The 16,772-nt window shown below is 45.1% G+C and carries 11 protein-coding genes and 1 tRNA gene; 9 read left to right on the top strand and 3 right to left on the bottom strand.

All coding sequences use genetic code 11. The annotated features are described in order from the left end of the window. The first annotated feature begins 59 nt into the window (after positions 1-59). The 9 genes from glgA to AC1DBT_RS01100 all read left to right on the top strand — a co-directional run bounded on the left by glgA (position 60) and on the right by AC1DBT_RS01100 (position 14,128). Positions 60-1,568 (top strand): glycogen synthase GlgA, encoded by a 1,509-nt coding sequence (glgA, locus tag AC1DBT_RS01140; RefSeq protein WP_480018271.1) that lies wholly within the window; start codon positions 60-62, stop codon positions 1,566-1,568. Positions 1,569-1,572: 4 nt separating this feature from the next. Next, positions 1,573-4,950 carry a 4-alpha-glucanotransferase gene (locus AC1DBT_RS01135; RefSeq protein ID WP_480018270.1) on the top strand — a complete coding sequence of 1,126 codons (3,378 nt, stop codon included), beginning with the start codon at positions 1,573-1,575 and terminating at the stop codon, positions 4,948-4,950. 1 nt (position 4,951) lies between these two features. Beyond that, positions 4,952-8,512, top strand: coding sequence for a transcription-repair coupling factor (gene mfd, locus AC1DBT_RS01130; RefSeq protein ID WP_480018269.1), 3,561 nt, complete (start codon positions 4,952-4,954; stop codon positions 8,510-8,512). Next, a complete protein-coding gene (gene mazG, locus AC1DBT_RS01125; protein ID WP_480018268.1) occupies positions 8,502-9,482 on the top strand; it encodes a nucleoside triphosphate pyrophosphohydrolase in 981 nt (326 codons plus the stop codon). The genes mfd and mazG overlap by 11 nt, the downstream gene beginning before the upstream one ends. A gap of 35 nt (positions 9,483-9,517) precedes the next feature. Then, entirely contained in the window at positions 9,518-10,258 is a 741-nt protein-coding gene (locus AC1DBT_RS01120; RefSeq protein WP_480018267.1) for an FtsB family cell division protein, read from the top strand. Positions 10,259-10,600: 342 nt separating this feature from the next. After that, on the top strand, positions 10,601-11,635 hold the full coding sequence (locus AC1DBT_RS01115; protein ID WP_480018266.1) for a Ppx/GppA phosphatase family protein: 1,035 nt from the start codon (positions 10,601-10,603) through the stop codon (positions 11,633-11,635). A 136-nt stretch (positions 11,636-11,771) separates the two neighbouring features. After that, positions 11,772-11,856 (top strand) — tRNA-Leu (locus AC1DBT_RS01110). Positions 11,857-12,098: 242 nt separating this feature from the next. Further along, on the top strand, positions 12,099-12,767 hold the full coding sequence (locus AC1DBT_RS01105; RefSeq protein ID WP_480018265.1) for an HD family phosphohydrolase: 669 nt from the start codon (positions 12,099-12,101) through the stop codon (positions 12,765-12,767). Between the two features lie 212 nt (positions 12,768-12,979). Continuing rightward, on the top strand, positions 12,980-14,128 hold the full coding sequence (locus AC1DBT_RS01100) for an ABC transporter substrate-binding protein (protein WP_480018264.1): 1,149 nt from the start codon (positions 12,980-12,982) through the stop codon (positions 14,126-14,128). A 130-nt stretch (positions 14,129-14,258) separates the two neighbouring features. Here AC1DBT_RS01100 and AC1DBT_RS01095 read toward each other — a convergent pair whose 3' ends face one another. The 3 genes from AC1DBT_RS01095 to AC1DBT_RS01085 all read right to left on the bottom strand — a co-directional run bounded on the left by AC1DBT_RS01095 (position 14,259) and on the right by AC1DBT_RS01085 (position 16,719). Then, on the bottom strand, positions 14,259-14,717 hold the full coding sequence (locus AC1DBT_RS01095; RefSeq protein WP_480018263.1) for a hypothetical protein: 459 nt from the start codon (positions 14,715-14,717) through the stop codon (positions 14,259-14,261). A 113-nt stretch (positions 14,718-14,830) separates the two neighbouring features. After that, entirely contained in the window at positions 14,831-16,042 is a 1,212-nt protein-coding gene (locus tag AC1DBT_RS01090) for a carboxylate--amine ligase (protein ID WP_480018262.1), read from the bottom strand. Continuing rightward, positions 16,042-16,719: an aspartate/glutamate racemase family protein gene (locus AC1DBT_RS01085; protein ID WP_480018261.1), complete on the bottom strand. Its 678-nt coding sequence runs from the start codon at positions 16,717-16,719 to the stop codon at positions 16,042-16,044. The genes AC1DBT_RS01090 and AC1DBT_RS01085 overlap by 1 nt, the downstream gene beginning before the upstream one ends. Positions 16,720-16,772 lie beyond the last annotated feature (53 nt).

Below are 16,772 nucleotides of genomic sequence, written 5' to 3'. Positions count from 1 at the left end.
CTGCTTGCAGCAGCGGTTATCGCAAAATGTAACGTCAACAACAAAGGTAATGGACTGATATGAGTATGGTTGAACGCACATCAACTAAGCAAACAAAAAAGCTGCATGTATTATGCGCAACCCCCGAATGCGTTCCTTTTGTAAAAACGGGTGGGCTTGCCGATGTTGCAGGCGCTTTGCCGCGCGCGCTTAAGCGCTTGGGGGCGCGTGTAAGTGTTATTTTGCCCAAATACAGCGCAATTCCTTGGGAGTATGTTTCAAAGATGGAACATATTGCCGAGTTTTATGTGCCACTATCTTGGCGTTATGAATATTGCGGTTTGGAAAAGCTTCGCTATAAAGGCGTTGAATATTATTTCATTGATAATGAGCATTACTTTAAGCGTGATGGCATTTACGGATTTTTTGACGATGGCGAGCGATTTGCGTTTTTCTCAAAAGCTATTTGCGAGGCCATAAATTATATCGGCGAGCTTCGTTGTGACATCATTCATTGTAACGATTGGCAAACCGCTCTTGTGCCAGTGTTTTTACACGAGTTTTATCACGAAATACCATCTTGTCGCAATGTCCGGGTAACCTTTACCATTCACAATCTTAAATTCCAAGGTCAGTTTGGCGACCAAATGATAGGTGATGTGTTGGGCTTGGCAGGTAAACCCAATGCCGTTCGTCAGCTCTATATTGATCGCGACTCTATTAACTTTATGCAAGCAGGCCTATGCTACGCCGACCGTATTACCACGGTAAGCCCTAGTTATGCAGGCGAAATACAAATGCCTTTTTATGGTGAGGGTTTGGATGGGCTTCTTAGAAGACGCTCGTGTATTGTTCGAGGCATTCTTAACGGTATTGATGTTGAATTATGGAATCCCAAAAATGACAAGCTCATTCACAGCAGGTACTCAATTCAGGATTTAAGTGGTAAGGCGCGCAACAAAGCTCATCTTCAGCAAGAACTTGGACTTGATGTAGATTCAACCCGTCCTTTGATTGCGCTTGTTGGCCGTCTAACCGCACAAAAGGGTATTGGACTGGTAACCTATGCCATGAATTACCTCATGCAACGAGGCGTTCAAGTGGTTGTTCTGGGAACAGGCGAAAAAGAATACGAAGACTCGTTTAGATATTTTGCGGCCACCTATCCTCGCCAAGTAAGCGCTTGCATTACCTTTGATAACGCGCTTTCTCATAGAATCTATGCTGGTGCAGATATGTTCTTAATGCCGTCTGTGTTTGAACCGTGTGGGTTATCTCAGTTAATTTCAATGCGATACGGAACAATTCCTGTTGTTCGCGAAACAGGAGGCTTGCGCGATAGCGTTATTCCTTACAACAAATATACGCAAGAAGGCACTGGTTTTAGGTTCTGCAATATCAATGCAGACGAAATGACGCGCATACTTATGGATGCTTGCGAGCTTTATTGGACCGATAAAAAAGCGTGGATTGAGCTACAAAAACGTGCGATGCGTGCCAACTTTAGCTGGAGTAGAGCAGCACATGAATACCTGCGCGTTTACCTGCAGCTTTGTCCTGAATATACAAACATTTACGTAAAGAGGTAATATCGTGAGAGCGCAACATAATAGTCTTGATACAAGATATCGTTCAATTGCTGGAGCCGTAGCGGTTGGTGAACAGTTGCGGTTAACTATTGATATTTGGGACGATGTTCCTCGTCGTGTTGTGTTGCGCACGTGGACGGACGAAGAAAAAGAAAAGCTCGTTCCCATGAGAAAAGTTGGCTGTTCCGAACGTCGTAATATTGCACTCTGCGGAGAGCTTAACGGTGGATGCCGCTATGGTGTAACACTTACATTTGATAAGCCGCAGGTGCTGTGGTACAGCTTTCAAATTACCTCTTCTAAAGGCGATGTATGGCGCTACGGTGCAGCTCAAGAGGATAAAGTGGGCGTTGGTGCTTTTGCCTACGGTGAGCCTCCTTCATTTCAGGTAACGGTATATAAAAAGCAAAGAAACGTTGATCCTACCTGGTATACCCAAGGTGTTGCCTATCAGATTTTCCCCGATCGTTTTGCACGTGACGATAATTGGCGAGCCCGTTGTGAGTGCGTTTTAAGTATTCCGCGCAAAGGGGTTGTGCGTAGGCTGGTAGACGATTGGAACACCTATCCCTATTACGAGCGTGATGCCGACGGTAATATTTTGGCGTGGGATTTTTACGGAGGCAGTTTACAAGGTATTATTTCTAAGCTTGACTACCTTAAAAATTTGGGAATTACCATTATTTACCTTAATCCTATTGTAGAAGCACAGTCTAACCATCGCTATGATACAGCTGATTATTTTCATGTTGACCCCATGCTGGGTACCGATGAAGACTTTGAAGAGCTTTGCAAACGGGCTTCTGATATGGGCATCTCAATTATGCTTGACGGTGTGTTTAATCATGTGGGAGCAGATTCTCATTACTTTAATGCGTGCGGAAATTATGCCGAATTGCCAGCGTCTAACAAAAAAGCAACAACGCACTCATGGTTTACGTTTAATGATTCGGGTGCATATGATTGCTGGTGGGGTGTTAAAGACTTGCCAGCTATTAGAAAGCATTGCCCTGAATTTCGTGAGCTTATTTGTGGCGAAAACGGAGTTATTCGCACCTGGTTGCGTCGAGGTGCTCGTGCATGGCGTCTCGATGTTGTAGACGAACTTACTGATGATTTTGTTGAAGACATAAAAAGTGCCGCTTTAGCAGAAAAGCCCGATTCGGTGGTTATTGGAGAAGTTTGGGAAGACGCGTCTCACAAGCGCGCATACGGCAATTTGCGAAAGTATTTTCAGGGTGCAGAATTAGACGCCACGATGAACTATCCGCTTCGCGATGCGCTTATCTCGTTTATTACGCGTCGTAGCTCTGCTGATTCTTTTGCATCATCCATTGAAAGTTTGCAAGCCAATTATCCACGTGATGCCTTTTATGCCGAATTTAACATGATGAGTACGCACGATCGTGCTCGTATTCTTACGATGCTAGGAGATGCTCCCGATAAAAGCGCAATTTCTGAAGGCGATCAATATTGGTTTAGACTTAATCCTGGCTGTAGAGCTTTGGCAGTAAGTCGTTTGTGGCTCACAACGCTTATACAGATGTGCCTACCTGGTGTTCCGTGCGTATATTACGGTGACGAGGCAGGACTTGAAGGCTACAGCGATCCATTCTGTCGCTCAACGTTTCCGTGGGATAATCCCGACAAAAATTGTCAGATCATTTATCGTAATGCCATTCAGCTGCGTAAAACGCTTGACGTGTTTGTAACAGGTGATTTGCATGTGCGTTCATTTGGTTATGACGTATTTGGTATGTGGCGCCGCGATAAAACTACAAGTGTATGTGTGCTGGTAAACACACATACCGAGATGAGTCAAACCATAGATATTCCTGTTGAGAACTTTGTGCCGCTTACTCAAAATCTTGGTAAAGATATGCACGCGCTACGTCTGGTGGATCTGTTAACAGGCAATGAGTATCAAGCGTATAACGGAACACTTACCCTCACGCTTCAAAATTTGGGTTCAATGATTTTATGTGCGTCTATTAAAACACCTTTGTCGCTTCCGTTTAAGCCAGGTGCGGGTGTTTTGTGTCACATAACGTCGTTACCTGGAGGAACGCTTGGTCAGCCTTCGTATAACTTTGTTAACTATCTCTCACAAGCGCACATGCGTTATTGGCAAATGCTTCCCGTGCACCCTGTAGACGAAGATAAGTCGCCGTATGCGGGGTATTCGGCTTTTGCTGGAAACATGGCACTCGTTGAGCAACAAGAGCAGTGCAACACTAAAGATGACGAGGATGAGGACAATACGCCTGACAGCGTTGAGTTTCATCGCTTTGTTCAAGACAACGACCACTGGTTAGTGCCGTATGCTTGTTTTAGAGCGCTCAAGAAGCGTTATAAGGGAATTTGCTGGCAGAAGTGGCCAGAACCGTATAATCGTTGGGATCCAGCGTTTACGCGTGAGCGCGATTTGCTTGACGACATTGAAGCGTGCGTAAAAAAGCAGTTTGTATTTGACCGCCAGTGGCGCGCGCTTAAGGCATATGCGCATGAAAACGGCGTGTCACTTATTGGCGATATTCCTATGTATGTTTCGGCAGACTCAGCCGACGTTTGGACAAATCCTCAGATGTTTAATCTTGATGTAGACGGTTATCCCACGTTAGCTGCAGGCGTTCCGCCTGATGAATTTAGTGCAACAGGTCAGCTTTGGGGAAATCCTACCTATAATTGGGACTTGATGGAACAAGACGGTTTTTCGTGGTGGACGCGTCGTCTTGCGCGTGAGTTTGATCTTTTTGACTATGTGCGTCTTGACCATTTCTTAGGATTTTCTTCTTATTTTGCAATTCCTGTTACTAAACAGGCTGTACGTGGTAGCGAGCAAACAGAAAGCGAAGAGGCCGCTATTCAGGCTATTGCGCACGGTTCGTGGCGTGAAGGCCCAGGTATTCGTGTTATGCGTGCGCTGTATAAAAAGTTGGGTCCGCTTCCTTTAATTGCCGAAGATTTGGGTATTGTAACGCCTGCTGTTCGTGCGCTTTTAGTGGATACGCACATTTGTGGTATGGATGTTATGCAATTTTCTCACGAAGATGTACGCTTTGGCTATCATCCGTCTTGTAAGAAGGTAGCATATACTTCCACACATGATACGCAAACGCTTATTGGCTGGTGTAAAGATTATTACCATATGGACAACTACACGGCAGAAAAGCAGGCAGAATATCTGTTGAGTGAGGCGTTTTCTTCTGACGCGCTTGTGTCAATTGCAACGCTGCAAGATATTTTACACTTAGACGATTCTGCGCGTATGAATGTACCGGGTACAAGTAACGATAATTGGTCGTGGCAGGCGCATACAGAAGATTTGGCAAAATCGGCAGAATACGTACGCACATTGGTTGATCAGACTGGACGGATATAGCATGTTTTTACATAGAGTTGTTCAGCAACTCCTTACGTCTCGCGAAATACACAGGATATGGAACGAGCTTGACCAGGGAAAAGATTGTACGCTGAACATCTCTCAAAGTGCTCGTCCATTTATGGTTGCCGCTCGTACGTGCGCCCAAGCACGCCCTCTATTGCTGGTGGTATCAGGCGAGGACGCAGCGGATAGAGCTGCACGCATCCTTGCTGGCTGGCTTGGACCCGACGTGGTGTTTCGCTATCCCAACCGAGCTGATTTACCTTGGAGCGACAAAGGCGCTGGTGCAGAGGTATGTGGCAAGCGCGCCGAGGCGTTGGTTCATCTTGCGCAGCCACAGCGGTGTGTGGTTGTGGCAAGTGCACGAGCTCTTCTGAGGCGGCTTCCGCCCACAACGTCGTCTTTTGCTCAGCAACAAAAGATTTGCATAGGCGACGAGCTGGACATATACGCACTTGCACGCCAATTGGTGCTATGGGGATACGTTTCTACAACAGTTGTTAAAGAAGTTAGACAGCCAGGTTATTTTTGTGTTCACGGCGATAGTGTTGATGTGTTTTCGCCGTGTGAACAAGCTCCTGTTCGCATTTCCTTTTTTGGTGATGAAGTAGACGAAATTAGAAAAGTTGTGCCGTCTACAGGTCAAACGATCTCTTCTCAGCAGCAAGCTGTGCTATATGCCGCGCGTGAGCTTGAATTATCGCCTGAAACTATACAGTGTGCAAAAAACAAGCTTTATGACAAAGCTCAAGAGGATTCAGATACGGCGCGTGTTTTAGATCAGATAGAAGAATCCGTTTATACCAACGAATTAGATGCCTATCTTCCGTATTTATATCCTTCAACTGCAAGTGTTATAGATTATATGCATCCATCTGCTCTTGTTGTTTTGGCAGAACCTCGTGCATTGTTTGATGATTGCCAACGTGCATATGATGAGCTTGTGCATGCATCAACAGAAAAGCGCGCGAGTTTGGATGGACTGTATACCTCGCCAGTTGAACTTGATTTTGGTAAACAACAGCGACTTTCTCTCTCTTCTCTTGCAAGGCAGGGAATGCGTGCGTCAAATCACGTTGTGACCGAGCAATGCGACATTGCAGGATCTGCAAGTAAGATGATTGGGCGTATACGTGAGCTTTTGGCAAATAACACAGCAGTTGTTTTTTCGGTGCCCGATCGCGGCGCGCGCCGTGCGTTGCAACTTAGTTTTACAGATGAAAACATTTCGTTTGAAGATGCGTCTGAGCACGCATCTGAACACAACCAAGACGTAGAAGCGCAAAATCTCCCACTTCCGCGCAACAAGGTAGTGTTTTTTGCCGATCCCATTAATGCTGGTATTGTAATTCCGTCTGCACATCTTGCTATTTTTTCGGTAAGCGACTTAAATGCTCATCTCAACAATAAAAAGCATCGTTTTCAAAAAATTGACCCCACCAAACTAACGTTTCCTTTTAAGCCGGGAGACTATGTGGTGCATGCAACGCATGGAATTGCGCTGTTTCAAAAAATTGTTCAACAAGAAGTAGCTGGTAAAAAGCGCGATTATTTTCTTTTGACATACGCGCAAGATGATAAGCTCTACGTTCCTTTTGAACAAGTTGATAAGATTACGCGCTATATAGGCCCTGATGGCTCAACGCCTCGTTTAACGCGTCTTAATTCTGCTGACTGGTCGCGTGCATGTACACGCGCGCGAAAATCGGCACAAAAAATGGCGTTCGATTTGGTTGATTTGTATACGCGCCGTTCAACAATTAAGGGATTTAGCTTTTCTTTTGACAACCCAGCGCAAGAAGACATGGAAACAAGTTTTCCCTATACGCTTACGCGCGATCAAGCTCGCGCGCTCGACGATATTAAAGCCGATATGCAATCCGCTACACCTATGGATCGTCTTTTGTGTGGCGATGTTGGTTTTGGGAAAACCGAGGTTGCTCTGCGTGCAGCGTTTAAGTGTTGTCAGGATCATAAACAGGTTATGGTTTTGTGTCCAACTACCATTTTGGCTCAACAGCATTTTGAAACCTTTTATGAGCGCTTTACTCCATTTGAGGTGAATGTGCGCGTTCTTTCGCGTTTTATTAAACCTGCCGAGCAAAAGCGCACGTTAGAAGGCTTTTCTACAGGTGATGTAGACGTTTTAATTGGAACGCACCGCCTGCTTTCGTCTGATGTCAATCCTTCTAACTTGGGTCTTATCATTATTGACGAGGAACAGCGCTTTGGTGTTCAGCATAAAGAGCAGCTTAAAAATATTCGCGAACAGGTTGATGTGCTTACGTTGTCGGCAACGCCCATTCCTCGCACCATGCAGATGGCAATGAGTGGCGTGCGTGATATGAGCTTGATTTTAAGCGCTCCAGCAGGAAGAAAGCCAGTACGTGTGCACGTTGGCGAGTGGGATTCAGACCTTATAAGCGATGCTATTCGCCTAGAGCTTGCGCGTAAAGGTCAGGTATATTACGTAAGCAACCGAGTAAAAACCATTGATGATGCGCTTGAGCGCGTCCACGCATGTGCGCCCGAGGCACGCGTTGGAGTGGCGCACGGTCAGATGAGTCCGTCTCAGATCGAAGAAGTTATGCTTTTGTTTGAAGAGCACGAGATTGACGTTTTGGTTGCAACAACCATTATAGAAAGCGGTATTGATAATCCGCATACCAACACGCTGATCATCGAAGATTCTCAGCGCTTGGGCTTGGCACAACTTTACCAGCTTAAAGGCCGTGTTGGTCGTGGCCGCGTGCAGGCGTATGCGTATTTTATGTTTCCACCTACCGAGCCGCTTACCGAAGAAGCTCGCAGGCGCCTTGAAGCAATTTACGAGCATCAAGAGCTTGGTTCGGGTATGCGCATTGCTATGAAAGACCTTGAGATCAGAGGCGCCGGTTCACTTATGGGCGCTGAGCAGCACGGTAATTTATCGGGCGTTGGTTTTGATTTGTTCACACAAATGCTCTCCGATGCTGTTCGCGAAGCAAAAGGCGAAACTCAGCACACAGACCTTGCCGAGGTGGTTATTAACATTCCTGCCGATTTTTATTTCAGCGAAGACTATGTCCCCGAGATTGATAAACGCGTGCTCTTGTATCGACGTTTGGCGGCGGCAACAGAATTGAGCGAGGTAGACGCACTTGAAAAGGAGACGCTTGATACCTATGGTGTGCTTGAACCTGCTGGTGTAAATTTATTTGGGCGTGCTCGTATTCGTATTCGTGCCGCTCGTTTAGGTGTTCAAACTGTTTCTGCATTAACGGATAAGATCATTTTGCAGGGGTTGGAAGTGCCTTATGCACGTGCACGTTTGTTGCGCGCGCACAATGTTTTAGTTTACCCTAAGACTAAAAAGGTTGTATTCCCTGTTAAACGCGAGCGTGAATTGGAGGGTGCTACGAAGCGTGTTCAAGAAGCGTCTAGGCGTCTTCAAGCTGCGCAAACGCACGATTTGCCGCAAGAAACAATCGCGCGCGATGCGCGTTCGCTTAAAGGTGACAAGTTGGTTGCACAAACCTTGCAAGCCCTCGAAGAATTTGGTGATAGTGATGACTCATAAACATAGTGTAGTGGTAACAGACGAGCAAGAAGCGGCTATTGATGAGCGTATTACGTGTATGAAGAACGCGCCAGCTTCTCAAATTGCTTTTGCGCGCCTTGTTCGTTTGGTGTGGCGCTTGCGTCAAGACGACGGGTGCCCGTGGGATAAAGCACAGACGCACGAAAGCATTACCAAAAATATGATTGAAGAAGCCTACGAAGCGGTTGATGCTATTCATCAAGCGGACAGCGAGCATCTGTGTGAGGAGCTTGGCGATGTGCTTGAGCAGGTGCTTCTTCATGCGCAAATTGCCTTGGACAACCAGGAATTTACGCTTGAGGACGTCTGTCATGGTTTGGCGGAGAAGCTTATTCGTCGTCACCCTCATATTTTTGATACCAATTCTTTGGCGCATATGCCCAGTTCTGCCGATGAAGTTCTAAATATTTGGGATAGTGTTAAAGACGCCGAGCGCGCAGCCGATAATACGAGTGCAGGCACGCATAAAGGCTTGCTTGATTCAATACCACGCTCGTTTCCTGCGCTTATGCAGGCTCAAAAGGTTGTAAAGCGCGCACATAAGGCTGGTTTGGGTGCGCGTACTCACCAACAGGCATGCGCCGAGACCGAAAAGCACATGCATGAATTGGTTGATCTATGTGCGTCTAAGAGCGATTTTGTTGCAGACCAAAACAATACAGATCAAAACAAGCAAGTCCAAAACAAAGCCGATAACAATCACATCGCCCACGACGATCAAAACGAACGTGCGCGCCTGTTTGGTAAGCTTATGTTTTCGTTGGTGGAGCTTGCACAAGAAATGCATGTTGACGCCGAGGAAGCGCTTGATTTTGAGGTGCGTACGTATCGAGAAACATTTCGTGCATGCGAACGTCAGCTTGCAGCACAAGGCTCATCGCTTGATGACGTAGATTTTGAAGATAAGCAACGCATATGGAATGATGTGTCCAATAAATCGGTACAATAAATTATAACGTTGGTGGCTATAGGGATATTTCTTGCATGTATAGTTCAGATTCATCTCAAAAATCAAATGGTACGCGCGCTACAGTACGTCGTTCGCGCGCTGTAGACACGTTGCGCAATGCACGCGAAGAAGTGAATTCGTCTCGCGCATCACGCTCGTCTCGCCCGTCTCGCATGCGCCAAGCGCCGCGCTCAGCTGCGCCACTGTCGCAAAATCCTACTTCCGTGCAAAATCCTTCATTTTTAAGCAATCTTTCCAATTCGGCGCAAACACCCTCATCAGGTGCATCTTCTAAGCGCGCTGTGCGTCGCAGCTATAAGAATAGAAGTCGCGCAACATCGCAGCATGCTTTATCTGCGCAGGTAGGACAGCTTGTAGGAATCATTTCTACCATTTTATCCCGTAAAATTTGGGTTGTCTGCTTGGTGATTGCAGCTATTGCACTAGGCGTTCTAGGACCTGTTCATGATTTTTATGTTGCTCGTCGTACAGGCGATGTTCTTGAACAGAAAAAAGCGTATATCGAAGAAAAAAACTCTGAGCTTGAAGCCGAGCGCGATTCTTTGTTTACCGAAGAAGGTGTTGAAACACAGGCGCGCAAAAGGGGATATGTATCTCCAGGTGAGGTTGGCGTTAATGTAGAGGGCTTGGAGCAAAAAGACGCTGACGATCCTTCAAAACCTGTTGAATATCCTGACTCGCGATCGTGGTTTGACAAAATGCTCGATACACTCTTTGGTTTTTCTCCGCAAGATATTTGGAATAAGCGCGTTTAGTGTTACCACTTTGAGCTGCGTATGGTGTTCAAACACCCGTTAAGCAGTTATTGTATTGCTCATACGCAGCAATTATTCCGTGCTTTCTGGTTCAGTATGCGCCGTCTGCCTTGTGTTTCGTGTCTGAATTTGCACATCTGCCTTGTGTTTCGCGCCTAAATTCGCGTCATCTGCACGTCTTGGCTCACCATTGGCAACACTTGCAGCCCATGGCTCACCATCGGCAACGCATCTGCACGCCTCGGCTCACCTTTCGGCGATTTTGTCTTTGTTACAAACCACGTTATTTACTGTTTGTTGTACTATTAAAAGAGTGTTTGCGTATAAAAGGTGGGTTATGTTATGAAACAAATTGCATGCATAGATATAGGTACCGTTACAGTTCGTTTGGGAATTTTTGATATAGATTCCAAGCCTATGAAAGTGGTTAAAAAGCTTTCAACCATTTGTGATTTGGGTAAAGGGTTTAACGAAACAGGAAATCTGAGCAAAGACGCTATCGAACGCGTGCTGTCTTGCATTGACACCTACGTTGCCATCATTAAGTCTATGGATGTAGTGGGCGTTTGCTGTGTTTTAACAGCCGCCGCTCGTGAATCGCATAATGTAAGCCCTCTGTTAGATGGACTATCCTCAAAGGGTCTTATTGCGCAGGTTATTGGTGGTAAAACCGAAGGTTGTCTGACGTTTTTAGGTATATGCCAAGATTTTCCTAACCAGCGCATTTTAGCTGTTGATAATGGTGGCGGTTCTACCGAGTTAACCGTTGGTCGTTTGGCCGAAGAAGAGGAGCTTTCATATCGTCCAACCAATGACGCAAAGCCAACGCATCACATGCTCCCCGTGGTAGAGCGTGTTATGTCTATTGGTATAGGATGCCGTCGTTTAAGCGATTCGTATAATTTATATACGGGCATTCCTACCCCAGAAACAATAGAGCAGGCGCGCGCGTATGTGCGCAATAGCTTTGCAGGTGCGGTGGACGAAGAAGGCATTTTAATGCTTGAGCCACAAAAGATGATTGCTTGTGGCGGAACAGTGACTTCGTTGGTTGCAATGCTACACGAACTTGAGCCTTATGATCCTGCTTTTGTTCATTTGCATACGCTTACATTTGACGAAATAGAAGGCCTTATTGCTCGTATGAGCAAGCTTGATTTAGATGGGCTTAAAGCGCTTCCTGGCTTGCAAGAAAAACGTGCCGATGTAATTTTTGGCGGTGCGCTTATTTTGAGCGAACTTATGAAATGCGCGGGCTTTAAAGAGCTTACGGTAAGCGAACACGATTTGCTGGTTGGGCTTGGTATTTGTGCCACTGCAGAGTATCACAACGACTATGTGCCCCTGCCTTGGAAACCTGGTTTGGCTCGTTTGTAAAATTGCGTGTCGCTTGCGCGCATTTCCGCACATCTTATACAAATTTTTAATTTATGCTTTATGGATCGCGCATTCCGTGTTAAAGTGTTAAAAGTTCTAGTGCTCTTTGTACGAACACATCGCGTAATGCGTGTTTGGGGGCGTGGTGGAATTGGCAGACGCAGAGGACTTAAAATCCTCCGACTTCGGTCATGTGGGTTCGAGTCCCACCGCCCCCACCACTTTTTTTCTTCCTTTTTACCCTATTTTACCAGCGGAAACGCAATCATTTTAATACGTGAATATTCATCAAGTGCGCCAAGTGTTGCAAAGTGTAAAAAAGCGTGTTTAACTGGTGCAATAACCTTACAACAATTCACCAAAAAATTCTCATGTGACCTAAATGTGACAAGTCTTATGATGTAATACAAACGTAAAAAGTTTTAAACATGCATTACATCAATTGTGATAAGGAGCTTATACCATGGCGACTACACTTTGTTCTAACCTAACGCGCGAAAAAGCATTTGCACTGCTTCAACAGTACAATCAAGAGGAATTTCATATTATTCACGGTCTTACGCTTGAGCGTTTAATGCGCTATTTTGCGGCAATTCATGATAAAGATAATATTGATTTTTGGGGTCAAGTTGGATTGCTGCACGATATGGACTGGGAAGTTTGTGATGGAGATGAAGACCACACCCTTTGTACCGAGCGCTTGCTTGTCAAAGAAGAAGCATCCGCTGAGCTCATCCGTGCAATCCAAACACACAATTCCGACTTCAACGACAGCCTTCCTAAGCCAGAGCTTAAAATGGAGCGCGTGCTTTTTGCCGCAGATGAAACTTCGGGACTTATTGATGCATGCGCTCGTCTTCGTCCTTCAAAATCTTGTCAGGACCTTGAGCTTTCAAGCCTTAAGAAGAAGTTTAAAAACAAAAAATTTGCCGCTGGATGTGCGCGTGAACAAATGACTTTAGGAGCTGACTATAACTCTTGCGATGTTGAGACGATGCTTGCCGCGGTTTTGGCTGCGTGCAAGGCAACCGATCCTAATCGTGCTCAATGGCTAAAAGACAATCCTTCGTGGTTGGATGAGAATCCACAAAATAGCGATGAGGCACTTCTTGAGGTTGCGCGCCGTATGTAGTCTGTAGTGCGCATCTCTTGCTTGGAAGATGGCTGGTTAGAGCGCCAAGTCCATGTGCATGTCTTTGTCATAAACCGACGCACTTGTAACCACGTTATTTTATGGTAAAAACACCAATCACGTGGCAAAAACGTTTTGTTTTATGGTATATAACTAGTTTGTCATGTAAACCCATAATTTTGCTTGGGACAACAAACAAATAAGGAGAGGATATGGCGTTTCTTTCCAGAAGAAACTTTTTATATGGAACGGCTGCAAGTGCGGCTACACTTGGCACGCTTGGCGCACTTGGTGGGTTAGTTGGTTGCTCACCTGCGGACAACACTAAAGAGTCGCAAGACATGGATTTATCTCGTATTGCCGATCAGGACTTAATTTCCAAAGCGCAAGCCGAAAAAGAGCTGATTGTGTACGGCTCTGCAGAAGAACCTTTTGTGGCGGCGGCGTGCAACAATTTTCAAAAGCTTTTTGGTATCACCACTAAATTTATGCGTCTCTCTACGGGCGAAGTTCAGGCAAAAATCGAAGAAGAAAACGGCAACCCATCGGGTGATGTGTGGTTTGGAGGCACTACCGATCCCTATAATATTGCTGCATCAAAGGGATTGCTTGAGCCTTATGAAGCTCGTAATGCAACACACCTACTTTCTCCGCATTACAAAGACGATCACAATTATTGGTATGGCATTTATAAAGGTAGCTTGGGCTTTTTCTACAATAAAGCAGAGCTTGATAGACGATCGCTTGAGGCTCCATCAGACTGGCCCGATTTACTTAAGCCCGAGTATAAGGGCTTAATTTGGTCTTCTAATTACAACACGGCTGGTACGGCTAAGCTGCTTATTAACACCATGATTCAAAAATATGGTCATGACGAGGGTATAAAATACCTTGTTGATTTGGATAAAAACATTGCGGTTTATAGTAAAAGTGGCGTTGGCCCTGCGCAAAATGTTGGCACCGGGGAGTGCACTATTGGTATTGGCTTTGTTTCGCTGGCTATTAAGCAAATTGTAACCAATGGTTATAAAGACATTCGCATTGTAATTCCTTCATCGGGAACAAGTTATGAAATTGGTGCCACAGCTATTATCAAAGGCTGTAAGCACCCGTATGCCGCGCAACTTTGGATTGAGTACGCGCTTTCGCCGCAATGCGTTGAGCGCGCGCAAGAAGTGGGCTCTAATCCGTTTTTGGTTATCGACGATGCACAACAACCGCCTCTTGCTGCAGAATTTGGTCTTGATCCTAATAATGTTATGGATTACGACTTTGAGGACGCTAAGAAAAACACCGAGCGTTATGTGCACGAGGTTATGCAAGCGCTTAAAGGTGGAGACTCTCGCTTTAAGACAAAATAGAGGTTTATCGCGCCTCATGGTTGCGCGTTGGGTGTCTACGCAGTGTAGGTAGGTGCGCCTAGGGCGCACCGAGTCGCCGATTGTTCCGCAGGTGCCTAGCATTGTAGGTAGGCACCTGCAACCTGTATGCTTATAAGCAGGTAGAAGAAGCAGATGATGTGTCGTTTTGTTTTTCGTTTGATTTATCGTACAAAAGATAGTTCTTAACAAAAACTATACCTGCCAGCGCAAGTGCGCACCCTAATCCCGTGTAGAAAAACGCAATAAAGAAGTTAGGCAAAAGCTGATATGCGCGCAGTCCAATGCCTCCGCTCATCATAACCGCCATAATAGCATACGATTTAAGGTCAAAGAAACGCCAAAAAGGTTGCGCAGACGTATAGGCCATGATTCTTGCGGTATGCTTTGTGCTCATGCCAAAAAACATCAAGGCAAATAGGCAAAAAATTATAACCGAAAGTACATAAGCTATCCATGTAGCCTCGATAAGGGCATATGACAGCAATCCAAGGCGCGCAACATTAAAACCGGCTATAAGCCATACCACACCTGCAATTAATAACAGTGTTCGTTTGTTAACGTAAAACATAGCATGCTCCGTTTCGTATGTGATTATGAGCTTATTTTACCCACGCCGAATAAATTTTTCAGGGCATATAATTCTTAACACAACGAACACGCGGCATGCTCGCATTATGAAGATTAGTCATCTTGTCGTAGCGGCTGATACTTTGGATAATACTTGCGTGTAGAAATGCGTCTTCTCATGTAGTCCAAAAAGCGCACGAACGATCGATCTTTTTCGTACCACTGTGTAAACTTATAGCCCTTAGCAAGATAGGTGTTTATCAGGTCTTTATCCGCGGGGCTTCCATATTTTTTAAGCACGCTTGGATCTACATATAACCAAAGGCCACGCTCATCGTGATAGTGCGGTGCTAGGTGATTATGCTCAATTAAGTCTTCTACAACATAATGCATAAAATTACATCCGCCAGCTGTCATATAATACGAAGATCGACCCTGGCGAAGATTAATTTCAAATACCTTATACGTATGGTCACGCACGTCGTACTTTAAATCAAAGTTAGCAAAACCACGATAGCCAATGTCTTGTAAGAAACGAGCATAGCGATCATAAAGAGCTTTGTCGCCCATGGTTAAAAGGGCATTATAATTACCTATCTCGTAGGGCAAACACTCGTCTAAAAGACATTTTCCAAGGCACATCATGCTAACTTTGCCGCAGCTGTCTACGTATGCGTTGAGCACGTACATTGCCGAGGAATTACCTGGAATAAAGTCTTGTACAACAAGCTTTCCTTGGTATCCCTCATTATAGATGGTGTTGACCACGTGCTCTAATTCGTCGCGCGTATTAATCTTGTAAAACTTTTCCTTGCCTTCAAAATTCATACGAGCAAACTCAATACTGTCATCAGCTTTTAGCCCAACAGGAAACGTGAGACCCAAATCCAAATCATTTTTAGTTTGCTTGGTTATAATTTTTGTTGCAGGATAATCCAGACCATAATCTTGGCAAATCTGATAAAAATTAATTTTGTTTTCTAGTTTTTTCTGCAGGTCGTAATCGATGTAATTAAATACAAAATGCTTTTCGAGCTCGTGTTTATGCTTAACAATAAGTGCCGTGTAGCCATCAGAGCACGAAATAAGTAACAAGGGCTTGTTTTGCTCGCTAAAACGTTGGGTCACGCTTTCAAGGACGCGCAGAAATCCTGTGTCTGTGTCAAAATCCTCGTGGACTTCTACATCGACAATCTTTGATGCACGAGTAAAGCGCAGTGCTTTCACTCCAAAAGCGTATGAATGAACTCCATATGCTTCGTGTAAAGAACGCGCAACACCGTATGCATTAATATCGGTTCCTAAAATAATGGGAATGAACTGCATTATACCCTCTTTCGACCACAGGTCTTAATGATTGCGTCGCCTAAAACTTGGGTGGTATCTACAACATTTTTATGGGTTATGCCCAGCGTAGAAAGCTCCGTACAGGCAAGAATAACAATTGCATCCTGTGTATATTTGGCAATGAGCAAATCCAGAGCAGGAAACTGAGTTTGGCCAGTTTTTTTAACGCCATATATTACGTCTGTAATGGTATTTTGCTCTTCTTCTGTGGGATAGATAACCTTAAGATCGTGCAGAGCTGCATAGCGTTCATACAACTTTGTTGAGCGTGTGCCTTGCGTGGCAAAAACAGCAACGTTTTTGGCGCCCATCTGTTTACAACGAGCAAGCGTCTCGTCTACCATGTTAATAATTTTTCCTTGAGCCATAGAAGCCATTGCATCAAAAAAGTAGTGGCTTGTGTTACACGGAAACGCAATCAAAGGCACATTCAGGTTGTTTAATATCTGAAAATCTCCTTTGACGGCATCAAGAAACACTTGATCATTACCGTGTAAGATAACATCTGTTCGATCGGGAAGGGTGGCATGATTTAAGATGATTGCGTTTATGTGTTCTTGATCTTTGTTGGCCTCCGTATGGCGAACAATATAATCAAAAAGAACGGATGTAGCCAAAGGCCCCATGCCGCCGATAATGCCCAATTCATAGCTCATAATTTCAGATCCTTTTTCGTATTTTTCTCATTGTATCATACAACGAAATGCCG

Source organism: Fannyhessea sp. C0108B2 (assembly GCF_056583915.1).
The sequence above is the reverse complement of the archived record's forward strand: the minus strand, read 5'-3'. Positions and strand labels throughout refer to the sequence as shown.